Genomic DNA, 24,432 nt, shown 5'->3' with positions numbered 1-24,432 from the left:
TTCGCCCACGGTGAACTGGCAGACTGACGCGATGGAGATCACGGGATATCTGCCGCCGGACGAGTTCTGGGCGATGAATGACCGGATGGAGCGGGACATCCGGGAGAGCGCGCACCGCCTTCCGTTGTTCTCGTTGACGGACTGTGACTGCACGCCCATGTTGGGATCCTGGCAACTGGACGGCAATGAGGGCAGCGTGGTGCACGGCGATGCCTTTTCACCCACAGGACCTCTGGTTGACGTCATCACAACAAACCAGGATCCCCAGGGCACTGTCCGAAACCGGTGGCGCGCCTCGGCCGGAATTCCGCACAACTACGAGGAACTTCAGCAGCAGAACGCCACGTTCAATGCCCTCACCAGCCGTCGCATCACGATCATCATCGACGGCGCCGGCACGGACTTCACACTCTGGCCCGGCACGAACTCGTGGCTCGCCGCGGGCACCTTCGGCGGCTTCGGAATCGTGATAGACGCCCAACGCAAGCCGCCCTCGACGGAAGCTGTCAGCCTCAGGCGGGTCCCCGACGTCGAACCCTTGCTTCAGGCGCGCCGCGCGGCACTCAAGGCGATACGCGGCGAAGCCTAGGAACGTCCGCGTCGCTCGTATCCAGCGGCTCCGGCTTGTACACCCATGCCACCAGCACCACCGAGATGATCATCAGCAGAAACCATGCCAGGAGCTTGTCGATGGACACGGCCTGCCATCCCGCCAACTGGTTCGGATACAGCCACGCGCGCGACCATGTGCCGATATTCTCCGCGAACCAAATGAACAGCGCCACCAACAGGAACGACACCAGGATGGGCATCTTGAAGCGCTTCCGGAACACCCTGAAGTGCATAACGCACCGCCCGTAGACAAGCACGACGGCGGCGAGCAGCACCCAGCGCAGGTCAAGGATGTAGTGGTGCGAGAAGAAGTTGACGTAGATCGCGCCGGCAACCAGGGCAGTAATCCACCGCCGTGGGTAGTGGTCGAAACGGAGGTCGAAGAGTCGGAACACCCGGACCATGTAGGACCCGACGGCTGCATACATGAATCCGCTGAACAGGGGGACTGCGCCGATCCGGAGAACACCTTCGGCCTCGTAGGCCCAGGAGCCTACGTCCGTCTTGAACAGCTCCATCACCGTCCCCACAACGTGGAACAGCACGATGACCCGCAGTTCCCGCAGCGTCTCCAGTTTGAAGGCGATCATCAGGACCTGAATGACGACGGCGGCGAGGGTCAGGAAATCATTGCTGGCAAAGCCGGCGTCGGCGGGATACCAGAGTCGCACGCCGATGATCACCGCCAGCAGTGCCGCTCCGAAGACACAGGCCCACGCCTGCTTCAACCCAAAAACCACGAATTCCGTGAGCCGCCCACGCAGCCGTCCACCGTTGGCGCGATCCAGGTAGCGGTGGGCAGCAAGGTCGATCGACTGCTCCACCGATGTGAAATTACGCATGTGGCGCCTGGTCCACAGCAAGTTGCTTCAAGTAGTAGTCCCTCGGCCAGTGGCGGATCCGTTGCGGCAACCTGGGGTAGACCCGGCCCACAGTCTTCATGGTCCGGGTGAAACGCCGGGCGTGGCCGGGACTCCAGTCAAAACCGAAGCCTTCCCGGACATTTTCCGGCAAGAGGCCCGCCGTCAGGAAGCGGGCCAGCGGCATGGCCAGGCGCAGCAGTTGTGGTCCGCCGGATGGATAGAGCAGGTCCTTGGCAACCGCCAGCGCCTTCGCATCCGGCTGCAACGCCGCAACCTGCGTCTGCCAGTACTCGGCGAATGCCTTCCGGTCCCCCGGCCACAAGCTGGGCGGAAGCTGCAGGGCCGTCCCAATCCGCGCGTACTCGCGATAGATGTGGTCGGCGGCGTCGTCGTCGAGCGGTCCATGGACCTGTTCGTAGACGGTGACGGCGGTGTCGTAGAGGGTGGCAACCACCCACAGCTGGGACTCGGCGTCGAAGGCGCTGTAACCGGCGGAGGCGCCATCCGGTCCGCGCCGGACCGGCGCATGCGCCCGGTTGACCGCGCGCCGAACGGCCTTCAGTTGATCCTCGGAGCCGTAGACCACGGCGTATACATAGGTCATGGTGGCACGGAGCCTGTCCATGGGGCGCTCAGCAAAGTTGCTGTGCTCGGCCACGCCATGGCCAACCCGCGGATTGGCGATTTGCAGGAGAATCGCCCGGCCCGCACCGGCCAGCAGGACGCCCTCCGCACCAATATCCGCCAGTCCCCGAACCATTCGAATACTCTAGCGCCCCAACCTTAGAGCCCTGCGACGCCCGCGAGTACGGCCAATTGGTGCTCGAACAATTCGTCACGGGCTTTGAAAGTGTCCGGGCCGTATTGACCGAAAACCTCGAAGCTGATCGCGCCAAAAATGGAGGTCCACGCCAGCACCCCACGCGCCAGGGCCTCGTCCGGCAAGGAGAGGCCCAGTCCAGCACGGATCGCTTCCAGGTCCGCGGCAAGGTCCGGAGGAATCACGACGCCGGGACTCACCTCGGCGTTGAGCGCTCCTGCCCGCTGGGCTGCTTCGAAGATGCCTACCAAGCGGTAGATGACCCGGGTTCCCGGCGCCGTGGTGCGCTCCCCTGGAGCCTGGTATCCGGGGACGGGACTGCCAAAGAGGAGGGCATAGCTTGCGGGCTCCCGGATGGCCCACTGCCGGACCGCCCGGCCCAGTGCCCTGAATTGCCCGGCGAAGTCACCCTCCGGAGCCGCCGCAACGGCCGCATCCACCTGGTCACCGAGCTCGTTGTACCCGTCGATCAACAAGAGCGTCAGGAGTTCATCGCGGTTCTGGACGTAGCGGTAGACGGCAGAGGACACGACGCCGAGGTCCCTCGCCACTGCGCGCAAGGACAGCGCGGCGGCTCCGTGGACGGCCAAGTGCTCCCGACCGATCCGGACAATGTCCACAAGCGTCTGCGCGCGGGCCCGTTCGCGGGGAGTCGCCGGCTTGGCCTTTTTCGTTTCGAGGGACGGCATGGGACCAGCTTGCCACAAGAGAGAGCGACGTCAACATTCGAGAGCAGTGCTCTTGACAAGAACGGCTTAGGTGATCATTCTGAATGAGAGAGCAGTGCTCTCATACAGAATCACAACCTCGGAAGGAAGCCATCATGTACGTCGTCACCGGAGCAGGACCCGTGGGATACACCATCGCGGAACAACTCGCGGAGCAGGGCAATCGGGTGCGGGTACTGACCCGTTCCGGCAGCGGCCCCGAACATCCGCTGGTGGAACGCAGGCGGGTGGATGCCTCAGATCCCGCACAGCTCAATGAAGCGGTGGCCGGGGCATCGGCGGTTTTCCACTGCATCCACGGATCGGCGTACCGTGCCGCAGCCTGGGCAGCCGAACTCCCCCAGGCCGAGCAAGTGGTGATGGATGCAGCGGCAGCCGCTGGCGCCGTCGTCGTCTTTCCCGAAAGCCTCTACTCCTACAGCCAGCCGGACCGGGTCATGACGGAAGCGGGGCAGCGGACGGCGACCGGCGGCAAACGCGGTATCCGGACTGCCCTGCTGCGTGCGCGGCAGGCACATCCCGCCAATACCGTCAGCGTGGTGGCCGGCGATTTCTTTGGTCCCCGGGTGAAGACGGCCCATGCCGGCGAGCGCATGGTCACCCCCGTCCTGGCGGGCAAGGCGGTGCAGGTCATTGGAAGTTCACGCCAACCCCACTCGTTCACCTACGTTCCGGACCTCGCGGCCGCCATGATTGTTGCCGCCCGGAAGCCCGGGCTCTGGAACAGCGTGCTGCACGCTCCCACTGGAGCCGCCATCACCCAGCGGGAAATAGCGGCAGCGTATGCGAACGCCGCAGGCGTATCCGGCCCAAAGGTAGGCGCTGTGCCCGGGTGGGTGCTGCGTGCAGCAGGCCTCTTCTCCACGGACATGCGGGAACTGGCTGAACTGCTGTACCAGTTTGAACGGCCATTCGTGATGGAGTCCTCGGAAAGCCAGCGGCTCCTGGGACTTGAACCGACGCCCCTGAAGCAAGCGGCAGCGGCCACGGTGGCATGGTGGCGGGGTGGGGTAACCGCGGCCAGGTAAATACAGACGAAGCCAACTGCGGCTTGGCGCCTAACTGATATCGATACCTGTCACCGGCGCACCATTGCGGTCATAGGCGAGCAACACGGCCCCATTGGGAAATGCCTGTGGCGGCTGAGCCAGGCGGAAAGCTGCCGGGACGCCCGAGCCGTCGGGGAAGAGTCTCTTTCCCGTGCCAAAGGTCAACGGGTAAAGGTAGAGGTTCAACCGGTCAATCACATCGGCTTCAAGCAAAGAGCGTGCGAGGTCGCCGCTGCCGATCACGTGGATGTCGTTGAAACGATCTTTGAGCTCGGCAACGTCCGCAACATCCTGGAGCGCCGAGGTTCCTTCCCACTCAGGGTTGGTAAGGGAACGTGAGACCACGAACTTGGGCATGGCGTTGAAGGTCCGGGCTATATGGTCGTCCTGGTTGGGCCAGTAACCCGCGAAGATGTCGTAGGTCCTGCGTCCCAGAAGCAGCGCATCCATCCGGTCGATGCCCGCGACGTTCGCAGCTCCGGCCTCCTCATCCGAATATGCCGCTTGCCAGCCGCCGAAATCGAAACCGCCGGAACGGTCCTCGTCCGGACCGCCCGGTGCCTGGTAAACGCCGTCGATGGTCATGAATAGGTCCAAGGAGATAGTCCCCATGATGTGCTCCTGAAGTGACCGGGCTTTGTCGGGGTCATCCTAGCCCTGCTTCGGGGCTGCCGGGAGGGTCGCACGGTGGGCGGAATGGGTCTATCCTTTCGCGCATGGCCCAGGGAACGTCACCGGTGCGTGCGTGGACGGGAACAATAGTCTTCCTGTTCCTGGCGCCCGGCGTGGTGGCGGGACTTGTTCCGTGGATGATCACCGGTTGGCGCCCGTATGGATGGGGCGCGGCGTGGCCAGTGGTTTTGCTCGCTTGGATAGTCATCGCGGCCGGCGTTGTCGTCCTGCTTCACGCCTTCGCGCTGTTCGCCCTGCACCACGGAACGCCGGCGCCCGTGGTCCCCACCCGGACGCTGGTGGTCAATGGTACTTACCGTTACGTGCGCAATCCCATGTACCTAGCGGTTTTCAGCATCATCCTCGGGCAGGCCCTGCTGTTCGCCAGTTGGGGTGTGGTGATTTATGCGCTGATAACCATGGCCGTAGTTGTGGCGTTCGTGAAAGGCTACGAAGAACCGACGCTCACCGAGACGTATGGCGGGCAGTACCTCGATTACCAGCGGAATGTGCCGGGGTGGTGGCCGCGGATTACGCCATGGCGGGGATGAGCCGGAACGAGCCACCAACGGGGGAATGATTGCCAAACGAGAAGGATGATTCAGGGACAGCCCTCCGGGTAAGAGTTGCTTCCGCGCAGGGGCTGAATGCGGTAGAGGTTGCGGAAAGGGTCGCGGCCGGAAAAACCAACGCCTTTGTCCAGGACACCAGCCGCAGCGTGTGGAGCATTGTCCGTGCCAATGTGCTCACCTTGTTCAACGGCATCATCCTGGCCTGCTTCATTGTCCTTTTCGCCATTGGCCGCTGGCAGGATGCCCTCTTCGGTTTCAGCGCCATTGCCAACGCGGTGATTGGAAGCGTCCAGGAATACAGGGCCAAACGCGCTTTGGACCGGCTGGCCCTGCTGAATGCCCCGCACGCCCGCGTGATGCGGGACGGGTCGGAGGCGGAAATATCCCTGGACGACGTGGTCCTGGACGACACCCTGGTCCTCCGGGCCGGAGACCAAGTACCTGCAGACGGCGTAGTGGCCTCTTCCCGTGGGCTCCAAGTGGACGAGTCCATGCTCACCGGCGAATCCGATGCCGTGGAAAAGACAGAGGATGACCACGTCCTGTCCGGCTCCGTGGTGGTGGCCGGTGAAGGTACCGCCGTGGTGGATCGGGTGGGCGCCGATTCCTTCGCCAACTCGCTCGCTGCCGAAGCCAAGAGGTTCTCGCTGGTGGCCTCGGAGCTCCGGTCCTCCATTGACCGTGTCCTCAAATGGGTGACGTGGTTCGTGGGCCCTGTGGCGTTGCTGGTGCTGAACGCGCAGATGCTTGCCCAGGGCGGGTGGGCAGAGGCTGCGGCGAGCGGAGCGTGGCGTGACGCTGCGACGGCGACGATTGCCGCCGTCGTCGCCATGGTTCCGCTTGGGCTGGTACTGATGACCAGCATTACGTTCGCGGTGGGGGCGGTTAAGCTGGCGCGGCAGCAGGTGCTCGTGCAGGAGCTGCCCGCTGTGGAGGGCTTGGCGCGGGTGGACATCATCTGCCTGGACAAGACCGGCACGCTCACCCAGGGCGACATCGTTTTTGATGCCGCCCATCCCTTGGTTGCCCGTCCCGGCTGGGAAGCTGTCCTGTCCTGGTACGGAGTGCAGAAGGATGCCAACGCCACGGCCGGCAGCCTCGCCGGACACTTTACGGAGCCGCCCGATGATGAACCCGAAGACCGCGTTCCTTTCTCCTCAGCACGCAAGTGGAGCGCAGTGGTCTTCGGCAGTGACATGTGGATCCTGGGTGGGCCTGAAATGGTCTTCCCGGAGAGCAACCCAAGCGATCCTGAGCTTCGGCAACTTGCCACGCGAGCAGTGGAGTTGGCCGCTACCGGCCGGCGCACACTGGTCCTGGCACACGGAACGCCCACCCATGATGAAACCGTACCCGCGGATGCTGTCCCCGTGGCGTTGCTGACCTTCAAGGAAAATATCCGCCCCGATGCTGCCGGGACCCTCACGTACTTTGCCGCGCAGGACGTGGATGTGAGGATCATTTCCGGCGACAACCCCCGGACGGTTGCCGCTATCGCCCGGGAGGTGGGCCTGGACGCACCCCACGGCTTTGACGCCCGTGAGCTGCCGGAAGATGACAAGGAACTCCTGGAAGTCATCAACGCCAACGTGGTGTTTGGGCGTGTGTCGCCGGATCAGAAGAAGAGAATCGTCCTGGCACTCAAAGCCGCGGGCCGAACTGTGGCTATGACCGGTGACGGGGTGAACGATGCCCTCGCCATCAAGGAAGCGGACATCGGCGTTGCCATGAACTCCGGTGCCGCAGCCACCAAGGCCGTGGCCCGGCTGGTCCTCCTGGATGGCAAATTCTCGCACCTGCCCAGCGTCGTGGCTGAAGGCCGGCAGGTGATTGCCAACATCGAGCGGGTCTCCATGCTTTTCCTCACCAAGACCGCCTACGCCACTTTCCTTGCCATCGCTTTCGGCATCCTCCTGCTGCCGTTCCCGTTCCTTCCCCGCCAGCTTTCGGTGACAGATGGCCTGACCATCGGCATTCCGGCGTTCTTCCTGGCTTTGCTGCCCAACGCCCAGCGCTACGTCCCCGGTTTCCTGCGGCGCTCGCTCACGTTCGCGGTGCCCGCTGGGGTGGCTGTGACGCTGGGCCTTGCGGCGTACGCACGCCTCGCGGCGAACCTGTCCACTCCGGAAGCGGAGGTCCGGACGGGCTCAACCCTCATCCTCGCGATCATCGGGATCTGGATCCTGGTGGTCCTTTCACGGCCGGTCACCCGTTTCAAAGGGATGGTCATCGGCGCCATGATGGTGGGCCTCGTTGTGGTCTATTCCGTGCCTTTAGCCCGCGGATTCCTGCAGTTCACCGACCCTACGCTCCCCACGGCACTGCTGGTCCTTGGAACGTCCGTGGTTTGTATTGCCCTGATCGAGGTGGTCCGTTTCGTGCACCGCCGCGTTGCCTACCGGGACGCGCAGGAACAGTCCCGTCAGCGGCTCTCGAAGTAGCGGCGACCACGGCCAACCCACAGCGGCACAACAACCAGCACCGTGGCAATGGACTGCGAAATGACGGCGGACCAATCCCCGTCCGCAGCGACGATCAGGTCCACCACGGCGAAAGCCAGCCCAAGCAACATCACCGCCGTCGCTCCACTGCGCGCGGCCGCGCTTCCCCTCGCAACTCCCGACGCTAGCCCGATCACCAGCAAACCGAACAGGATCATTCCTGCCCCGAGCAAAGTCACGGGCAAGGCTACGCCGCCTGACTGGGCCTCGGGCGTGTAGCGCAGGAAGATCGTCAGGACTCCAAGGACCATCTGCGCGATGCCGCCGATGTACATCAGCACCACCGAGAAAGTTACCGCACCAGGCCGCTTAGGGCGCTCCCCCGTAGTCATGAATTGAGCATAGACGAGCCTCGTCCGGGCCGGAACGGCAATTAACCGTGCGTTCACACCACCCTTGAACCCAGTCAACCTGGGCTTCCTAGGGTCGGTGGCATGGAACGCATCTCCCGCAGATCCCTCATTTCAGCCGGCCTCGGAGCAGGACTCGTCGCCGGTGTTTCAGCAGCCCTGCCGCAGGCCGCCGTCGCGGTTTCAACAGCGGACGACGCCGGTCTCCGCACCGATCCGTTCACGCTTGGCATCGCCTCCGGCGAGCCATGGCCGGACGGCTTCGTCATCTGGACGCGCCTTGCAGTGAATCCCGTGGCCGAGGATGGACTGGGCGGCATGCCCTCCCGCAACGTCGCCGTCGCCTGGGAGGTCGCCGAGGATCCTGCGATGCGCCGGACCGTAGCCCGCGGCGTCGAACACGCACGGATTGAAACCGCCCACTCTGTGCACGTCGAGCTGAAGGGCCTCAAGCCTGGTCGCGAGTACTTCTACCGCTTCCGCACCGGACCGCATCTAAGCGAAGTGGGCCGCACCTTGACCAGCCCTGCCCCCGGCGAAACCCCGACTGCCCTGGCCATGGCATTCGCCAGCTGCGCCCAGTACGAGCACGGCTATTTCACTGCCTACAGGCGACTGGCCGAGGACCACCCGGACTTGGTGCTGCACCTGGGCGACTACGTCTATGAATACAAAAAGGGCAGCTACGTGATCGGTGGCGGGAACCCCCGGGACCACGAAGGCCCCGAGACCGTCAGCCTTGCGGGCTATCGCCAGCGGCACGCCCAGTACAAGGCCGACGCCGACCTGCAGGCGGCGCACGCAATCGCCCCCTGGCTGGTGGTCTGGGACGACCACGAAGTGGACAACAACTGGGCGGATGACATTCCCGAGAACACGGACGCGGGCCAACTCAACGACACCACGGAGCACTTCCGGCAGCGCCGTGCTGCAGCATTCCAGGCCTACTACGAGAACATGCCCTTGCGCACGTCCTCTGTACCGGCGGGTTTCGACATGAAGATCTACCGCACGATCAAGTGGGGCCAGTTGGCCAACTTCCACATGATGGACACGCGCCAGTACCGCGACGACCAACTCGCCGGTGACGGCTGGCAGAAAAACGTGGCCGGCCGCCTGGCCGAGAACCGCACCATCACCGGCGTCGAGCAGGAGAAGTGGTTGCTGGACGGCTTCCGGAACTCCACGCAGCGCTGGGACATCCTGGGCCAGCAGGTGTTCTTCGCCGAACGCGATCGGGACAAGGCGCCCGACATCGACGACGTCTCCATGGACGGCTGGGACGGGTACGCCGCCTCCCGCCGCCGCATCACGCAAGGCTGGGTGGACGCGAAGGTGCGCAACGCCGTCGTACTGACCGGCGACGTGCACCGCCACTGGGCCACCGACCTCAAGGTTGATTACAAGGACCCGGCGTCGCCGGTGGTCGGCTCGGAACTGGTGTGCACCTCCATCACATCCACGGGTGACGGCACGGGCTCCACCACCGATCCGACCATGGCGTGGAACCCGCACCTGAAGTTCTACAACGACAACCGCGGGTACGTGAACACCCGCATCACCAAGGACGCCATGACGGCCGACTTCCGGATTCTGGACTACGTGACCAAACCGGGCGCCCCGGCGAGCACCAGGAAGTCCTTCACCATCAACGACGGCGTCCCGGGCCTGACGTAGCGTTCCCTAGGAGCCAAGGATCAGCTCCGCTGCTTTTTCACCGATCATGATGGCGGGCGCGTTCGTATTGCCACTCGGAACGAAGGGAATGATGGACGCGTCCGCAACTCGGAGGCCCTCGATACCTCGGACCCGCAGCTGCGGATCAACCACGGAAAGATCATCGACCCCCATTTTGCACGTGCCCACTTGGTGGTGATAGGTGCCGGCGGCCTGGCGGGCGAACTCCCGGACCGCGTCACGGCCGGAGGGAGCCGACGACGGCGTGAACTCGCCCTTGCGGATCGATGCGAAAGCATCCTGCTGCCCGATTTCGCGGCACAAAATGATCGCGTCCACGAGGGCTTCGAGATCGTATTCTTCGGCCAGGATATTGGGATCCACCAGCGGGGCGAGAGCAGGATCGGAGGAAGCAAGTCGCAGCGTCCCCCGCGACCTCGGCCGAACAATTCCCGACGCAATGGTGTAGCCATGTGCCGGAGCGGGACCGCCGTCCGTGGGGTACGGGAGGTGTAGGAAGAGCGGCTGGAGGTCCGGCGCCTCCTCGTCCGTTTGATTGCTGTGGGCGTACAGCTGGCTCTCCAGGAGGTTGTGCCGGCCCGCCGGGAGCGGTTGCGAAGCCTCGTAGATGTTGCCTGCAAGCAGGTGGTCATGGAGGTTTTCGCCGACACCCGGCAAATCCACGACGGCGTCAATGTCCACCTCGCGGAGGTGGCCTGACGGTCCGATTCCGGAGAGCAGGAGGATCTTCGGTGATCCGATGGCACCGGCGCATATGATCACTTCGGCTGCCGCCTCACCACGATGCAGCTCATCGCCAACCCGGTATTCGACTGCTGTGGCGCGACGACCGTCGACCACTACACGGGTGACCAAGGCGTCCGTGGTGACGGTGAGACCAGGGTGGTCCAGCACCGGGGCGACAAAACTCTGCCATGCGCTGGCGCGCTTGCCGTTCTTGGTAGTGGTGTGGTTGAAGCCGACGCCGGTCATCTGGATGCCGTTGAAATCCTCTGTTTCCGTGTGGCCAAGCGCCTTCGCAGCGTCCACGAAGGCCTGGGCAGCCGGGTGCCGCTCGGCGATCCGTTCGACGTGCAGGGGCCCGCCTTTGCCGTGGAATTCGCTGGCACCGTCAACATGGTCTTCAGATTTCTTGAACAATGGCAGGACCTCGTCCCAGGACCAGCCCTCAGCTCCGTTGGCTGCCCAAGAGTCGTAGTCGTGCTTGTGTCCCCGGATGTAGATCATGCCGTTGAGCGAACTGCTCCCGCCCAGTACCCTGCCCCGGGGCCAGTAGAGGCTCCGGTTGTTGGCATGCTTCTGCGGTGTGGTCATCACAGCCCAGTCGTTGGCACCTGTCAGCAAGGCCGGCCAACCCTGGGGGCTGTGGATGTTGGGATCCGTGTCCACGGATCCTGCCTCAATTACGTGGACAGTGTGCCCGGCCTCCAGCAAGCGGCGAACTACAACGCTGCCTGCGGAGCCTGCGCCGACCACTACATAGTCCGAACTGTGGGTTGGGTTTTCAGCCATGGGGTTCCTCCTTGAACGGCATGAAAGTGAGCTTCCACCAGCAGTCTGTCGCGGCCCGACGTCGGAATTCTTGTCCCGGCGCGCACACCACTGCGCACCATCCGCACGCTTGTGATGCGTATCACGGCGCGCGCCGTGTTCGTGGGACACTGGGACAACCGCCTCATATGTCCGCAGCGTCATTTCGAAGGAGAGCCGACGTGTCCGGAGCAATCGCAAGACAGTCCCGCGAGGAATTCACCACGAAGGTCCTCGCCACGACCGACCGTTTCGATGCCTGGAACCAGGCAGTCAACAGCGCGTTCGTGCCACTTTCGGTGGTGGCCCGCGAGCCGGAACAGTTCGACGGCGGACTCATCAACCAGACAATCGGACCGGTGTTCCTCAGCGCAGTATCGGGGACGGCGAGCCACGTGAGCCGCGGCTCCAAAGAGATCCAAGCCAACGATCCCGGGTTGGTGAAACTTGGCCTCCAACTCAGAGGCTACTCAGTGGTCGCCCAGGATGGCCGCGAAGCCGCGCTGACCCCCGGAGACTTTGCCATCTACGACACCACGCGCCCGTACGATCTCTTTTTCGACGACGCCTTCAGGATGATGGTGGTCATGTTTCCGCCGGAAGCCCTTCACCTGAACCGCAAGAGTATCGCGGCCCTCACTGCGTCCAGGGTTTCCGGACGCCAAGGCCTGGGGTCGCTGACATCGGCACTTCTCGGCGCAGTAGCCCACCAGCTGCATGAAGGCTCCGTTGCCGAGGCCGCTACTGTTTCGGATGCCTTAATGAACCTGATCTCGGCTGTATTCGCTGAGCGGGTGCCCCCGTCGTCGCCGTTGACACCAGAGCGGCTAGCGCTCATGGAACGGATCGAGGCCTTCGTAGCTGCCCGGTTGAGCGACCCGGAACTGACGGTCGGCGACATCGCTGCCGCACATAACGTCTCCGTGCGCTACCTCCAGAAGCTCTTTGAGGAGCGCGACGACACTGTGAGCGCCTGGCTGCGCCGGCAGCGGTTGGAGAAGTGCCGAACAGACCTCGTGGACCCAAGCCTGCAGCAGCGGCCCGTGTCCGCCGTCGGCATGCATTGGGGCTTCACCGACGCATCGAGCTTTTCCCGCGCCTTCAAGAGCGCCTTCGGGTACTCGCCATCTGAGTACCGATACTCCTACCGTCCGGCGTGACCGGCACTCCATCGTTTGGAGTTGCCCATGGATCCCAGTGACTACGCGGAACAGCGGGAGTAGCCTTGTTCCAGTTGAAGTTATGGATCTTTGTCCGGCTGGGGTTCTGCCGTGGGCCATGTGCATTCGTCGCTGTCCGACCTCCTGGGGGTACTTTCCAACGCCGTCGCTCCCCAGCATGTAAGGTTCGACGACGGCTCCCCGACTGCCGGTGTTCCGCCACCTGACGCTCCGGTAACCGTCCGCGCCGTCGCACTCAACCGGGTGGGGAGGTCGCGGCGCGATGGGCCCGTCCTGGACCTCGAACTGCGGGTGGCCGTGGAATGCCATGGCCCGGACCAGCTGGACAACATGGAGCACCTGCTGTTGGCTGTTGAACTCCACGGCCACTACTCAGTGGTGTCCAGTGGAGAGTTGCGGCACGAGGAGTACTCCGACGCCATCCACCAGGGACTCGGGTTCATGGTGCGCGTTCCTGTGGCGCTGCCCTTCGAGGAACCTTCGGATCCCACGGCCGGCGAACCCGTTCCGGGCAAGGCAAGCGGGGTGCGACGCATTCGCGGCCGGTTGGTGGATGCGCACAACAAGGGGATTCCCGACGCCTACATCCATGCCCATTCATCAGCCACTGCCGTGGTCAGCGATGCCACCGGACATTTTGAAGTCCTGGCCTCAGCGGATGACCTTCAGCAGTTTGCCGTGGCAGTGGACGGCACGGAGCGGGAAGTTTCGGCAACCACCCGCAGCCTGCCAATGATTATCCGCTGGGTTTAGGGAGACTATTTCCGGAACAGTTTTCCTGCGCATGCCTGTGCCATGAAAAGATCAACCATGCGTCCCATGCAGCACTCCAGCAAACTCCAGAACGTCCGGTACGAACTCCGCGGACCAATCCTTCAAGCCGCCAAGGCCATGGAGGCCGAGGGGCACCGCATCCTGAAGATGAATCTCGGGGACACTGCGCCGTTCGGGCTGGAAGCGCCGGAGTCTGTTGTGGTGGACATGATCCATCACCTTCGCGGCGCGCAGGGCTACAGCGATTCCAAAGGCATCTTTTCTGCCCGGACAGCCATCTCGCAGTATTACCAAACGCGCGGTCTCATGAACATTGGTGTGGAGGACATCTTCGTCGGCAACGGTGTCAGCGAATTGATCTCCATGACCCTCCAGGCGTTCATGGAGAACGGCGACGAGATCCTCGTTCCGGCACCGGACTACCCGCTGTGGACCGCTGCCGTGACCCTTACCGGCGGCAAACCTGTCCACTACCTTTGCGACGAGGACGAGAACTGGTGGCCAGACATGGCCGACGTCGAAGCGAAGATCACGCCCCGCACCCGCGGAATAGTGATCATCAATCCCAACAATCCCACAGGCGCCGTCTACCCCCGGCACATCCTGGAGCAGTTCGCGGCGCTGGCCAGGAAACACGATCTTGTCTTGTTCTCGGACGAAATTTACGAGAAGATCCGCTACGTCGATGCCCCGCATATCCACACTGCAGGCGTTGCCGAGGACATTTGCGTGTTGACCTTCAGCGGCTTGTCCAAAGCGTATCGAATGCCTGGGTACCGGGCCGGCTGGGTTGCTGTGACGGGGCCGTTGACTGCCACCGCCGCGTACCGGGAGTCCTTGGAGCTGCTGGCATCGCTCCGGTTGTGTGCCAACGTGCCGGCCCAGCACGCCATCCAGACCTGCCTGGGTGGCTATCAAAGCATCGAAGCCCTCATCCGCCCGGGCGGACGACTCCGCGAACAACGCGACCTGGCTTGGAAGTTGCTCACGGCCATTCCCGGTGTCTCCTGCGTTCCCGCTGCTGGCGCGATGTATCTCTTCCCACGCCTGGATCCGGAGATTTACCCCATTGCTTCAGATGAGAAGTTCGTCCTTCAACTGCTGCAGGAACAGAAAATCCTGGTCTCGCACGGCACCGCCTTCAACTGGCCCACTCCGGACCACTTCCGGTTCGTGATCCTGCCGGCCGTGGAGGACATCGAGGAAGCCGTGCGCAGGATCTCGCACTTCCTGGCGGCGTACCGGAACCGCCCGGCGGACTGACGCAGGGGGACTACTGCGACTCTCCTTCAGCAGTAAACCGGGTCTCCCGCAGGGTCCTCTTGGCGATTTTCCCGGTGGACGTCTTGGGGATGTCAGTAACGATGACGACCCGTTCGGGAATCCACCACTTTGCCACTTTGCCTTCCAGGTGCGACCGCACGGATTCCGCAGTAACTGCGGCGTTCTGCCGGGGAGATACGTAGGCCACGGGCCGCTCGCCCCACTTCTCGTCAGGCATTCCGACGACGGCGGCCTCCCAGACGTGCGGGTGGCTCAGGATGGCATTCTCCAACTCCGTTGAGACGATCCACTCGCCGCCCGACTTGATCAAGTCCTTGAGGCGATCGACCACGTGGACACAGCCGTCCGGATCGATGGTTCCGACATCTCCGGTTTTCAGCCATCCGTCGGAAGTAAAAGCCTCCGAGCCGTCCGATGCACCGAAGTATCCTCCGGCGACCGTGGCTCCGCACACTTGCAGCTCCCCCGTTTCGTTGCCGTCGTGTGGGGCAATGGTTCCGTCCGGCCGAACGACGCGGATTTTGACCATGGGACTCGGATAGCCCGGAGCGCACATGGTGGCAAGCGCGGTGTCGGAGGCATGACCGTCCGCGCCTTGACTCCCACCAGGTGGCATCCGCGACGACGTAAGCAGCGGGCTTGCTTCGGTCATTCCCCAGGTTCCGACAAGCGCCACATCCACCCCGTCGAGGTACTGGCGGACAAGATCCACAGGTAGCGGACTTCCTCCATTGGCCAGTTTCCGCAGCGTGGACAGGTCCCGTCCGTGAAGATGCGGCAGGAGGCCCTTCCAGACTGTGGTCACCGCGGCTGACACAGTGACCCTCTCCCGTTCCAGCAGGTCGGCAAGCTTTTCTGGCGCCATCGCCCGGCCGGGCAGGACCAGGGAAGCCCCACACATCGCAGCCGCGTAGGGAAGTCCCCAGGCATTGGCATGGAACATAGGAACGATCGGCATCACCACGTCCCCTTCACCGAGGGCGAAGATATCAGCGAACAGCAGGGACATGGCGTGCAGGACAATGGAGCGGTGGTCGTAAAGCACACCTTTGGGGCGCCCGGTGGTGCCCGAGGTATAGCACAGGGCTGCTGCTGTCCGTTCATCACGGACGTCGAAAACCTCGACTCCGTTCGCGTCTCCCAGAATCGATTCGTAATCCAGGATTCGAGGATCCTGGGGCAAGGACGGCTTGTCGCAGTCGTCCATGACAACGATGTGGCGAAGGGTGGGCAGCTCATCCACGATCGGCCAGAGGACATCAAGCAGGGATCGATCAACGAAAATGACATCATCCTGGGCATCGTTGACTATGTATTGGATGTCCGCCGGTGCCAGTCGGTGGTTGATCGTGTGCAGCACCCTGCCCGAGCTGGGCACTGCGAGGTAGAGCTCGAAATGGCGCTGGCTGTTCCATCCCATGGTTGCGACGCGGGCAGACCGGGGCACGGCCATCGCGTCCAAGGCGCCAGCCAGTTTCCTGGTCCGCCTCGCGACCTCGCCATAGGTGGCGGATTCGCGTTGAGGGTGCGCACCGGTGACCACTGTCTTGTGGGCAAATATGCCTTCGAGACGCTCCACCAGCATGGGCGTGCTCAGTGAATGGTCCTGCATTAGTCCGCGCATGGTGTCAGCCTTCCTGCCGTGAATCCATAAGTTCATTGGGTGCCAGTGCCGAATCCGGGTTGCTTTCCGGCCCGGTCGTCGAGGCGGAGTCACTGTCTTCGCGCTTCAGCGCCCACGTCAGGACCGGAGTGAGGGCTACGGAAATCCCGGATGCAGCAATGATGATGAAGAAACCGGTCGCCGGATCCCCCGTCGCCGTCTCGGCCACTCCGAAGAGATAGGGACCGACGAAGCCTCCGATCAGCCCGATCGTATTGATGAATGCCAGGCCGGCAGCGGCCACAATGCCGGACATACGTGCCATCGCAATGGACCAGAACACCGGCAACGTACCGAAGATGAAGACGGCTCCGAGCGCGATGAGCACCACCCTCACCACCGGGGGCTCAACGAAGACGTAGGCAACAGCGGTGACGAGGGTACCCAACGCCATGAAGCCCACCCAAGCAGCCTCTTTGTTCGAACGTCGGAACAGCCTTGGGATGAGCAGGACGCCGATCGTCGCCCCGATCCCGACGCTTCCGGAGATCAACCCGATCATGAACGGGCTCTTCACATGCATGGACTCAATGATCGCCGGGATGTTGAACACCAATCCAACGCTGCTTACCTGGTTCAGGAAGTAGACAAGGGCAATGATCACAATGAAAGGACGGCCAAAGGCCCTGCGCAGATTCCCCCGGATGCGGTGGTCGTGCTCGTCCGGCTTACTGGCATGACGGGACAGGCTGTCGGCTTCGTCCGCGGTCAACCAGCGAGCTTGCTGAGGTGTCGACGGCAACTTGAACCACACAACGACGCCAACCACCATCGTGAGCAGGCCCTCGATCATGAACATCCATTGCCAACCGTGCAGGCCGAACAGGGAGTCCAGTTCCATCAGGGCTCCGCCCGCTGGGCCGCCGATGATGAGGGCGATTGTCGGGGCGAGGTAGATGAATCCCATAACGCTGGCACGCTGGTTCTGCGCGAACCACACAGTCACCATGTAAGCCAATGCAGGAAACAGTCCAGCCTCCGCGGCACCCAGGATGAACCGCAGGACATAGAACGACGCCTCTCCCTGCACGAACATCATGAGTGCGGAAATTGCACCCCAGGTCAATGCGATCCTGGTGATCCACGCCCGCGGCCCAACATGGTACATGATCAGGTTGCTCGGGACTTCGAGGAACGCGTAGCTGATGAAGAAGATGCCTGCGCCCAACCCGTAGGCGGCGGCGCTGAGTCCTATGTCTGCCTCAAGGTGGGTCTTGGCCAGGGAAACGTTGGTCCTGTCCACGTAGGACATGAAGTAAACGACGCAAAGCAGTGGAATCAGCTTCAACAGGGCCTTGCGGGTAGCTCGTGCGTGAACGACGTCGGTACGCAGAGATGGTTCGGTCATGGTGCCTTGATCCTCGCTCGGAGTGGTCTTGGGTGTGCCTTGAAATAGTGGGAAGTCAGCAGACTTCGAACAGACCGGCGGCTCCCATTCCGCCGCCAACGCACATGGTCACGACGGCGTAGCGTGCGCCTCTGCGGCGTCCCTCCAGGAGGGCATGGCCCACCATGCGGGCGCCGGTCATTCCGTAGGGGTGGCCGATGGAGATTGCCCCTCCGTTGACGTTCATCCGGTCGGGGTCGATCCCGAGCCGGTCGCGGCAATACAGGGCCTGCGAGGCGAAGGCCTCATTGAGTTCCCACAGGTCTATGTCCTCTACCCGCAGCCTGTGTTCCCGGAGGAGTTTGGGGATCGCGATGACCGGTCCGGTGCCCATTTCACCAGGTTCGCAGCCAGCCACTGCCATACCGCGGTAGATGCCGAGAGGTTCAACCCCCCGCCGGGTTGCAATGCCAGCCTCCATGAGTACCAGGGCTGAAGCGCCGTCGGAAAGCTGGGAGGCGTTTCCGGCCGTGACCGTCGACGCTTGGGATGCCACGCCGTCAGCAAGGACCGGACGCAGCGTCGACAGGCCCTCCAAGGTGGTCGAAGGGCGATTGCCCTCGTCCCGCGCCAGCGCGACAGCGCCACCAGGTACCGTGAACGGAACAATCTCGTCGTCGAAAAGGCCAGAGGCCTGCGCTTGGGCGGTGCGTTGTTGGGATAGGAGGGCGAATTCGTCTTGCACCTCGCGGCCTATGCCGTACCGTTCGGCCACGATTTCGGCTGTCTCGAGCATGGACAGGTACATCGAGGGTCGGTGCTCCGCCAACCACGGATCCTGCGCACGGAAGCGATTCTGGTGCTCGTTCTGCACTAGTGAGATGGACTCCACGCCACCGCCGATGGCAATGGACATTCCGTCTGCCACGATCTGCTTTGCCGCGGTTGCCACAGCCATTAGCCCCGAAGCGCATTGGCGGTCGATGGTCATGGCCGGTACGGTCTCGGGCAGCCCGGCTCTAAGGAGAGCTTGCCGGGCAACGTTGAACCCTGTGGTGCCTTCCTGCATGGCACAGCCGAGCACGACGTCTTCGACCTCTTCGGGTTCGACGTCGGCGCGTGCGACGGCGGCCGCAATTGCGTGGGCGGCCAGCCCGGGTCCGGTAGCTGAACTCAGCGTCCCTTTGTAGGCACGGCCTATGGGCGTTCTCGCCGTCGAAACGACAACTGCCTCCCTCACAGTTCGGCCTCCGCAACAGCGTCACGCTGCGCGATGGCGATATACCGCCGCGTCTGCTCGAAGGCGCTGTGAGTGAGCACGGAACCGGACATGTCACTGACCCGCGACCATTCGAGGGCTAGCTGCTCGGCTGTTCGCTTGCCCTCCGGAAGGTAGACGCCGGCCGACTCTTCCATTCGTGCGACGGCGAATACTCCCGCGCCTGCCGCGAGAATGGTCTTGGTCGGGGCATCCGGCGACACCATAAACACTGCTCCGGGAGACACGGCTTCAGGAGCCAAGCGTGCAAGCTCCTGGGGTTCAAGCAGGTCTTCGGTCATTTGCGTCGCCGCGGTGGGGGCCAGCGAATTGACCCGGATGCCCTTGCTCTCGCCCTCAATCGCCAGAACGTTCATCAAACCCACCACGGCGGATTTCGCAGCGCCGTAGTTGGCCTGGCCGAAATTGCCATAAATACCGGAAGCCGACGTGGTCATGAGGATCCGCCCATACCCCTGCTTGACCATGTGCGGCCAGACCGCATGAGAGCAGTTCACGGATCCCATCAAATGGACATCCACTACTGTGCGGAATGCCTGGAGGTCCGACTTCGCGAAGGACTTGTCCCGCAGGATGCCCGCGTTGTTGATGAGGATGTCCACGCGCCCCCAGGTGTCGATGACCTGGGCAATCATCCCGGCGACTGCCTGTTCGTCCGAAACGTCGCACAGCGCCACCATGGCCTCGCCGCCTGCATCCTGGATCTCCCGCGCAACCCCAGCGGCAGCGGACTGGCTGCCAGAGTCGCGTGCTGGCCCGCCGACGTCGTTAATGACGACCTTGACGCCCCGCTCCGCCAGCGCCAAAGCGTGTGCACGCCCCAGTCCGGCGCCAGCTCCGGTGATGATCGCTACTTGCCCGCGGAGGTCGATGCCCACAGAGGTCTCCTTTGTTCGCCAACATACTACTCAGTATTATGTTGTGGACATCACAGTAACGTCAAGGGACCACAGAGAAGCGATGGCATGATGTTTTGGGACCAATGCGTGATGGAGGATAAGTGACCAGTACTGCCGACGCCGACCCGGGCATCAGGGCGCGTGTCCTGGATGCGGCCGCTTCTGCGTTCGCACGCAGGGGATTCGCGAAGACGACTATCGACGACATCGCTATGGCCGTCGGGGCCACCAAAGGCCTGGTCTACTATCACTTCCGGTCTAAGTTCGATATCTTCCTGGCCGCGTACGAGCTCGGCATGCACAAGGTGAAGGCAGTCGTGGAACCCTTGGCCGATTCACCCGGATCCGGGCTAGAGCGGCTCAAGCGCATGGCGACGGGGCACGTGATCAATTTGATGGAGGACGTGGACTACCACCACGTGGTGCATCAAGGGGTGCGGGACCAGTCTTCGGAGTCGCTAACCGTGGGGCAACGTGAAGCCTTGGTGAATCTCAACCAGCTCAGGAAGGACTACGAGCTCCTGTTTCGGCGCGTGGTGGAAGAAGGCGTCACCGACGGCTCACTCCGGAAGGTCGATCCACCACTGGCCACCCGCGTTCTACTGAGCAGCCTCAACGCCGTCGACGTTTGGTACCACGAGCAGGAGAAGCAGCACGCGGAGGGCATCAGGGCCCTGGCCGGGGACGTGGTGGACCTCATCCTCGGTGGAATCGCCTCCCCCTGACGCGACCGCCCTGGTGCCGGGCTAGAGGGCCGGGTCCACCATGGTCATGCCGGCGGGGTTGGCCTTGTCGAAGCCGGGTAGCAGTGACGCGGCATCCTCCAAACCAATGGTGCGTTCGATCAGCAGCTGCGGCTGGAGCGCGCCCTGTTCGATCAGCGCCATCATGCCCGGATAGTCAACGGCGGCCATGCCGTGGCTGCCCAAAAGATCAAGTTCCCAGCCGATCACACGCGCCATGGGAACCTGCGGGTTGCCATCGATGGAGGGCAGCAGGCCGATCTGGACGTGCCTGCCGCGCCTGCGAAGGCTTAGGATCGCATCGGCGCAGGTCTGTTCACTTCCGACGGCGTCAATCGCCACGTGGCTGCCGCCGTCAGTCAGGCGGTTCACAGCTTCCGGAATGTCCGTACCGTCAGCCGCCACTGTATGGTCGGCACCCAAACGCGCAGCCACAGCCAGCGCCTCCGGATTCCGGTCCACGGCGATGACCCTGGCGCCCATGGCCTTGGCGATCATCACTGCGCTCAGCCCCACGCCACCCGCGCCCACAACAGTGACCCATTCGCCTGCCTTCACCTGCGCCCGGGCCGCCAAAGCGCGGTAGGCCGTGGCGAAGCGGCAGCCGAGGCTTGCCGCCGTCGTAAATTCGACACTGTCAGGAATGGCAACCAGGTTGCTGTCGGCGGCATGCAAGGCCACGTATTCGGCGAAAGATCCCCAGTGGGTGAAGCCGGGCTGCTGCTGGTTGGGGCAGACCTGCGCGTCCCCGGCGAGGCACCATTCGCAGGTGCCGCAGCCGCATACGAAGGGGACGGTGACGCGATCGCCGACGTTCCAGTGTTGGACGTCTTCGCCGACGGCCTCGATCACGCCGGCGAGCTCGTGGCCCGGCACGTGGGGCATGGCAATGTCGTCGTGACCTGCCCAGGCATGCCAGTCGCTGCGGCACATTCCCGTCGCCAGCACTTTGACCACCACACCCCCGGAAGGAGCCTCGGGTTTGGCGACCTCCCGAACTTCGGGCTGGGTCCGGACCTCATCAAAAACAACTGCGCGCACAGACTGACTCTAACAATTGGCCGCAACTGTCACACTTACGGCGCAGCCTCCGACTTCACTGTTGTAACGCACCTACTCTGAAGGGAAGTCAGCATGACCCGCATCAACATCGGTCGCAGCAACAAACTCGGCTACGCCGCCGTCATTGGCCTGGAAAGTTATGCACGCACGGCCGTGGATCCGGACCTCTATGAACTCATCAAGCTCCGCGCCTCAATCCTCAATGGCTGTGGTTTCTGCGTGGATATGCACGCAACGGATGGCCGGAAGCGCGGGATACCGGAACGGAAGCTGCATGCGGTGGCTGCTTGGCAGCATTCAAAGGTGTTCTTCGACGCCCGCGAGCAGGCCGTTCTCGCCCTGACCGACGCCGTTACCCAACTTGGCCCAGACACCGTCACCGACGAGATCTGGAACGCAGCCGCCACCCATTTCGACGACGGTCAGATGGGTGGCCTGATCCTGGCGATCTCCACTATCAATGTCTGGAACAGGATCGCTATCAGCACGCAGATGGAGCCGCCGGTGGATGAGAAGAATCCGCTGGTCTGACCGGTAACGTGGGCAGCATGTCACTCGCAGTCTCGGCCACGGTGGCGTGGCAAAGCGAACGGAACCGCCTGCTGGGGATTGCCTACCGGATGCTGGGCGACTTCGGCCATGCCGAGGACGTGGTCTCCGAGGTTGCGATCGACGCTGTCCGGCAGGAACGGAACATCGACGGCGGCCGCGTGGACTCCTGGCCGGCGTGGCTGACCACCGTGTGCGTGCGCCGTTCCATTGACCGGGTGCGCCAGCTCGCGGCGGTCCGCGAGGACTACACGGGACCTTGGCTGCCGGAACCCGTTGACACGGCGCAACTGCCGGAAGAGACAGTGGCCAACCGCGAATTACTGTCTTTGACCTTGCTGCATTTGGCCGAGCAGCTTGCTCCGGAGGCGCGGGCGGCGTTGGTCCTGCACCGCGCCTTCGGGATGCCCGCCCCGGAAATCGCGGGGATCCTGGATAAGACGCCCGCGGCCGTGCGCCAGATGATTTCACGCGCCGAACGCCGGCTGGATATCGACCCCGAGGCGCCCGCTCCCCGGGCCAAGGACCGGGCTGTACTGGAAAAGCTCGTCCAGGCCATCGAGCAGGGTGAGATCAACACCGTTGTGGCGATGCTCCACCGGGACGCCGTGCTCTGGGCCGACGGCGGCGGCAAGGTCAAGAGCGCCATGAACCCGCTGTTCGGGGCGGCGAGGATCGCGCGCTTCTTCGGCGGCATCCTGGGCAAAGCGGTGGTCTTCGACCCCGTGGAGCCGGTCCGCGCATGGGTGGTCGAGATCAACGGTGGAACGGCATTGGTGCTCCGGCATCACGGCCGCTCCGACATCATCGAGGTGGACGCCGGTGCTGATGGGAGCATTCGCGGGCTACGGCAACTGTCCAACCCGGACAAACTTACGAGGGTCTCGCGTTCCTAGCTGCGAGTTCGCGGGAAAGCTTCGCGTTCGCCGGGAAACTTCCCTGCGAGGTGGCAGGCTTCCCGCGAACTCGCCCGGCAAGGAAAGCGGCGGCACCCAGCCCCGCCGGGACGAGCAGCGCCCATCCACTGAACAGCAGAACCACAAGCATTACGACGGCGGCCACGATCACTCCGTACCAGGCTGCGGTCCGTTGCGGCAACAGTCGCACGCCCGCCGCCAAGCCGAACGCGGTGACGGCTGTGAAGCAAGCCGAGGCCGCCCCGATCTGGAACTCCATGCTCAGCAGCCCGCATGCGGCCAGCGCGAAGGAGATCGAGGTCATCACCGCCAGCGAGCCAAGGCTTACGGCCGGCACCTCCCCCGGCCCGGCGCCACGTGCCAAAGCCCGCGGCAGCACGCCGTCGGACGCCAGCCTGGCACCGAGCTTGCTGGCGCCGGCCACGAAAGTGTTCAGCGGACCGAACGTGAGCACTGCCGCCGCCACTGCGGTCACAGGTGCCGCTGCGGGGCCGAGTCCCTTCGCCAGCAACTCGGCAACCGGAACGCTGCTGCCCGCTAGGCCAGGTCCGAGGACGGCCACGCAAGCAACCACGAGTCCGATGTACACCACCCCGACGACGACGAGCGTAAGCCAGGTTGCCCGCTTCAGGTCTCGCTCGGGGTTGCGGAACTCCCCCGCCAAATGCGTCACGGCCTCCCACCCGGCGAAGCAGAAGAACAACAGGCTGGCTGCCCCACCCACAGCCAGGTAGCCGTGCGGAGCGAACGGCTGGAAGTTCTCTGTCCTCGCATACGGCGCAGCCACTGCGACGGCGAACGCAAGCAACGCCACCAGCAACACCATCAGGAAAAGCTGGAGCTTGCTCGAGACCCGGATTCCCACGGCATTGCTCACAAATCCGGCCGCCAAAATCACTCCCGCCGCGATCAGGGCTGTCTCACGGCCACCTCCCAGGGCGTGGGCGATGTACTCCCCGCCGATCACCGCAGTGGCGGGCGCACCGAACGGAATGGCGAAGTAGAACAAGTACCCGGCCACAACCGAGGCGCGCTGCCCGAAAGCGCGCGTGACGAACGTTGCGATGCCTCCGGCGTCGGGCTGCTGACGGGACATTTCCGCGAAACTGAACGCCACCGGGGTGCAAAACACCAGGAGCAGGGCCCACGCCAGGATCGACGCCGGTCCCGCAACCTGGGCGGCAATGGCGGGTAGAACCAGCACCCCCGAGCCTAGAATCGCACCGACGTAAATACCCGTCGCCCTGAACAGCCCGAGGCCCGAATTACTGATAGCTCCACTCACTACTCCACTGAACAGTATTCGGAAGGGTCCCAACAAGCAGGAAAACTGCCCGCAAAGAGCAATATCCTGCCGAA

Annotated in this window: 23 protein-coding genes; 11 read left to right on the top strand and 12 right to left on the bottom strand. The window is 63.5% G+C overall.

The features are described from left to right. The first annotated feature begins 31 nt into the window (after positions 1–31). Positions 32–589, top strand: coding sequence for a hypothetical protein (locus PJL15_RS03270; protein ID WP_281449776.1), 558 nt, complete (start codon positions 32–34; stop codon positions 587–589). On the opposite strand, the gene PJL15_RS03265 is transcribed toward PJL15_RS03270, so the two are convergent. The 3 genes from PJL15_RS03265 to PJL15_RS03255 are packed head-to-tail and all read right to left on the bottom strand — an operon-like array spanning position 564 to position 2,984. Beyond that, on the bottom strand, positions 564–1,454 hold the full coding sequence (locus PJL15_RS03265; RefSeq protein ID WP_281449775.1) for a DUF817 domain-containing protein: 891 nt from the start codon (positions 1,452–1,454) through the stop codon (positions 564–566). The two genes, PJL15_RS03270 and PJL15_RS03265, sit on opposite strands and share 26 nt — an antisense overlap. Next, a complete protein-coding gene (locus PJL15_RS03260) occupies positions 1,447–2,235 on the bottom strand; it encodes an oxygenase MpaB family protein (RefSeq protein ID WP_281449774.1) in 789 nt (262 codons plus the stop codon). The genes PJL15_RS03265 and PJL15_RS03260 overlap by 8 nt, the downstream gene beginning before the upstream one ends. Before the next feature lie 23 nt (positions 2,236–2,258). Next, positions 2,259–2,984, bottom strand: coding sequence for a TetR/AcrR family transcriptional regulator (locus PJL15_RS03255; protein ID WP_281449773.1), 726 nt, complete (start codon positions 2,982–2,984; stop codon positions 2,259–2,261). Positions 2,985–3,118: 134 nt separating this feature from the next. On the opposite strand from PJL15_RS03255, the gene PJL15_RS03250 reads away from it, so the two are divergent. Then, positions 3,119–4,051 (top strand): NAD-dependent epimerase/dehydratase family protein, encoded by a 933-nt coding sequence (locus PJL15_RS03250; protein ID WP_281449772.1) that lies wholly within the window; start codon positions 3,119–3,121, stop codon positions 4,049–4,051. Between the two features lie 30 nt (positions 4,052–4,081). Here the strand turns inward: PJL15_RS03250 and PJL15_RS03245 are convergent, their stop codons facing one another. Then, a complete protein-coding gene (locus tag PJL15_RS03245; protein WP_281449771.1) occupies positions 4,082–4,684 on the bottom strand; it encodes a dihydrofolate reductase family protein in 603 nt (200 codons plus the stop codon). Between the two features lie 104 nt (positions 4,685–4,788). Between PJL15_RS03245 and PJL15_RS03240 the strand changes: the two genes are divergently transcribed. Both PJL15_RS03240 and PJL15_RS03235 read left to right on the top strand, forming a co-directional pair. Next, a complete protein-coding gene (locus tag PJL15_RS03240; protein ID WP_281449770.1) occupies positions 4,789–5,295 on the top strand; it encodes a methyltransferase family protein in 507 nt (168 codons plus the stop codon). Between the two features lie 29 nt (positions 5,296–5,324). Next, entirely contained in the window at positions 5,325–7,757 is a 2,433-nt protein-coding gene (locus PJL15_RS03235; RefSeq protein ID WP_281449769.1) for an HAD-IC family P-type ATPase, read from the top strand. Here the strand turns inward: PJL15_RS03235 and PJL15_RS03230 are convergent. Further along, complete coding sequence (locus PJL15_RS03230; protein WP_281449768.1) at positions 7,739–8,149, bottom strand: hypothetical protein; 411 nt, start codon at positions 8,147–8,149, stop codon at positions 7,739–7,741. The two genes, PJL15_RS03235 and PJL15_RS03230, sit on opposite strands and share 19 nt — an antisense overlap. A 102-nt stretch (positions 8,150–8,251) precedes the next feature. Between PJL15_RS03230 and PJL15_RS03225 the strand changes: the two genes are divergently transcribed. Then, positions 8,252–9,844, top strand: a complete 1,593-nt coding sequence (locus PJL15_RS03225; protein ID WP_281449767.1) for an alkaline phosphatase D family protein — start codon at positions 8,252–8,254, stop codon at positions 9,842–9,844. Positions 9,845–9,850: 6 nt separating this feature from the next. On the opposite strand, the gene PJL15_RS03220 is transcribed toward PJL15_RS03225, so the two are convergent. Further along, positions 9,851–11,377 carry a GMC family oxidoreductase gene (locus PJL15_RS03220; protein ID WP_281449766.1) on the bottom strand — a complete coding sequence of 509 codons (1,527 nt, stop codon included), beginning with the start codon at positions 11,375–11,377 and terminating at the stop codon, positions 9,851–9,853. Between the two features lie 200 nt (positions 11,378–11,577). Here PJL15_RS03220 and PJL15_RS03215 point away from each other — a divergent pair, with 200 nt between their 5' ends. The 3 genes from PJL15_RS03215 to PJL15_RS03205 all read left to right on the top strand — a co-directional run bounded on the left by PJL15_RS03215 (position 11,578) and on the right by PJL15_RS03205 (position 14,613). Continuing rightward, positions 11,578–12,555: a helix-turn-helix domain-containing protein gene (locus tag PJL15_RS03215; RefSeq protein ID WP_281449765.1), complete on the top strand. Its 978-nt coding sequence runs from the start codon at positions 11,578–11,580 to the stop codon at positions 12,553–12,555. A gap of 111 nt (positions 12,556–12,666) precedes the next feature. Continuing rightward, positions 12,667–13,329 (top strand): hypothetical protein, encoded by a 663-nt coding sequence (locus PJL15_RS03210; RefSeq protein WP_281449764.1) that lies wholly within the window; start codon positions 12,667–12,669, stop codon positions 13,327–13,329. Between the two features lie 57 nt (positions 13,330–13,386). After that, positions 13,387–14,613, top strand: a complete 1,227-nt coding sequence (locus PJL15_RS03205) for a pyridoxal phosphate-dependent aminotransferase (RefSeq protein WP_281449847.1) — start codon at positions 13,387–13,389, stop codon at positions 14,611–14,613. A gap of 10 nt (positions 14,614–14,623) precedes the next feature. Here PJL15_RS03205 and PJL15_RS03200 read toward each other — a convergent pair whose 3' ends face one another. From PJL15_RS03200 to PJL15_RS03185, 4 genes are read right to left on the bottom strand one after another with little or no spacing between them, the layout of a single operon-like run. Beyond that, positions 14,624–16,258, bottom strand: a complete 1,635-nt coding sequence (locus PJL15_RS03200; RefSeq protein ID WP_281449763.1) for a long-chain fatty acid--CoA ligase — start codon at positions 16,256–16,258, stop codon at positions 14,624–14,626. A gap of 4 nt (positions 16,259–16,262) precedes the next feature. After that, positions 16,263–17,645, bottom strand: coding sequence for an MFS transporter (locus PJL15_RS03195; protein WP_281449762.1), 1,383 nt, complete (start codon positions 17,643–17,645; stop codon positions 16,263–16,265). 55 nt (positions 17,646–17,700) lie between these two features. Continuing rightward, on the bottom strand, positions 17,701–18,864 hold the full coding sequence (locus tag PJL15_RS03190; RefSeq protein ID WP_281449761.1) for an acetyl-CoA C-acyltransferase: 1,164 nt from the start codon (positions 18,862–18,864) through the stop codon (positions 17,701–17,703). Beyond that, positions 18,861–19,781: an SDR family NAD(P)-dependent oxidoreductase gene (locus tag PJL15_RS03185; RefSeq protein ID WP_281449760.1), complete on the bottom strand. Its 921-nt coding sequence runs from the start codon at positions 19,779–19,781 to the stop codon at positions 18,861–18,863. Before PJL15_RS03185 ends, PJL15_RS03190 begins: the two co-directional genes overlap by 4 nt. 122 nt (positions 19,782–19,903) lie before the next feature. Here PJL15_RS03185 and PJL15_RS03180 point away from each other — a divergent pair, with 122 nt between their 5' ends. After that, on the top strand, positions 19,904–20,527 hold the full coding sequence (locus PJL15_RS03180) for a TetR/AcrR family transcriptional regulator (protein ID WP_281449759.1): 624 nt from the start codon (positions 19,904–19,906) through the stop codon (positions 20,525–20,527). A 21-nt stretch (positions 20,528–20,548) separates the two neighbouring features. On the opposite strand, the gene PJL15_RS03175 is transcribed toward PJL15_RS03180, so the two are convergent. Beyond that, entirely contained in the window at positions 20,549–21,586 is a 1,038-nt protein-coding gene (locus tag PJL15_RS03175; RefSeq protein ID WP_281449758.1) for a zinc-dependent alcohol dehydrogenase family protein, read from the bottom strand. Between the two features lie 93 nt (positions 21,587–21,679). On the opposite strand from PJL15_RS03175, the gene PJL15_RS03170 reads away from it, so the two are divergent. Both PJL15_RS03170 and PJL15_RS03165 read left to right on the top strand, forming a co-directional pair. Next, positions 21,680–22,138: a carboxymuconolactone decarboxylase family protein gene (locus PJL15_RS03170; protein WP_281449757.1), complete on the top strand. Its 459-nt coding sequence runs from the start codon at positions 21,680–21,682 to the stop codon at positions 22,136–22,138. A gap of 17 nt (positions 22,139–22,155) precedes the next feature. Next, positions 22,156–23,052 carry a sigma-70 family RNA polymerase sigma factor gene (locus PJL15_RS03165; protein WP_281449756.1) on the top strand — a complete coding sequence of 299 codons (897 nt, stop codon included), beginning with the start codon at positions 22,156–22,158 and terminating at the stop codon, positions 23,050–23,052. On the opposite strand, the gene PJL15_RS03160 is transcribed toward PJL15_RS03165, so the two are convergent. After that, positions 23,030–24,358, bottom strand: coding sequence for an APC family permease (locus tag PJL15_RS03160; RefSeq protein WP_281449755.1), 1,329 nt, complete (start codon positions 24,356–24,358; stop codon positions 23,030–23,032). The genes PJL15_RS03165 and PJL15_RS03160 overlap by 23 nt on opposite strands. Between the last annotated feature and the right edge of the window lie 74 nt (positions 24,359–24,432).

Source organism: Paenarthrobacter nitroguajacolicus (assembly GCF_029952445.1).
Classification (GTDB): domain Bacteria; phylum Actinomycetota; class Actinomycetes; order Actinomycetales; family Micrococcaceae; genus Arthrobacter; species Arthrobacter nitroguajacolicus_B.
This window is presented reverse-complemented; position numbering and strand designations above follow the sequence as displayed.

Excerpts from the sequence above, each read along its gene's own strand:
- PJL15_RS03270 (WP_281449776.1), top strand. The coding sequence starts at position 32 with ATGGAGATCACGGGATATCTGCCGCCGGACGAGTTCTGGGCGATGAAT.
- PJL15_RS03265 (WP_281449775.1), bottom strand. The coding sequence starts at position 1,454 with ATGCGTAATTTCACATCGGTGGAGCAGTCGATCGACCTTGCTGCCCAC.
- PJL15_RS03260 (WP_281449774.1), bottom strand. The coding sequence starts at position 2,235 with ATGGTTCGGGGACTGGCGGATATTGGTGCGGAGGGCGTCCTGCTGGCC.
- PJL15_RS03255 (WP_281449773.1), bottom strand. The coding sequence starts at position 2,984 with ATGCCGTCCCTCGAAACGAAAAAGGCCAAGCCGGCGACTCCCCGCGAA.
- PJL15_RS03250 (WP_281449772.1), top strand. The coding sequence starts at position 3,119 with ATGTACGTCGTCACCGGAGCAGGACCCGTGGGATACACCATCGCGGAA.
- PJL15_RS03245 (WP_281449771.1), bottom strand. The coding sequence starts at position 4,684 with ATGGGGACTATCTCCTTGGACCTATTCATGACCATCGACGGCGTTTAC.
- PJL15_RS03240 (WP_281449770.1), top strand. The coding sequence starts at position 4,789 with ATGGCCCAGGGAACGTCACCGGTGCGTGCGTGGACGGGAACAATAGTC.
- PJL15_RS03230 (WP_281449768.1), bottom strand. The coding sequence starts at position 8,149 with ATGACTACGGGGGAGCGCCCTAAGCGGCCTGGTGCGGTAACTTTCTCG.
- PJL15_RS03225 (WP_281449767.1), top strand. The coding sequence starts at position 8,252 with ATGGAACGCATCTCCCGCAGATCCCTCATTTCAGCCGGCCTCGGAGCA.
- PJL15_RS03220 (WP_281449766.1), bottom strand. The coding sequence starts at position 11,377 with ATGGCTGAAAACCCAACCCACAGTTCGGACTATGTAGTGGTCGGCGCA.
- PJL15_RS03205 (WP_281449847.1), top strand. The coding sequence starts at position 13,387 with ATGCGTCCCATGCAGCACTCCAGCAAACTCCAGAACGTCCGGTACGAA.
- PJL15_RS03200 (WP_281449763.1), bottom strand. The coding sequence starts at position 16,258 with ATGCGCGGACTAATGCAGGACCATTCACTGAGCACGCCCATGCTGGTG.
- PJL15_RS03195 (WP_281449762.1), bottom strand. The coding sequence starts at position 17,645 with ATGACCGAACCATCTCTGCGTACCGACGTCGTTCACGCACGAGCTACC.
- PJL15_RS03170 (WP_281449757.1), top strand. The coding sequence starts at position 21,680 with ATGACCCGCATCAACATCGGTCGCAGCAACAAACTCGGCTACGCCGCC.
- PJL15_RS03165 (WP_281449756.1), top strand. The coding sequence starts at position 22,156 with ATGTCACTCGCAGTCTCGGCCACGGTGGCGTGGCAAAGCGAACGGAAC.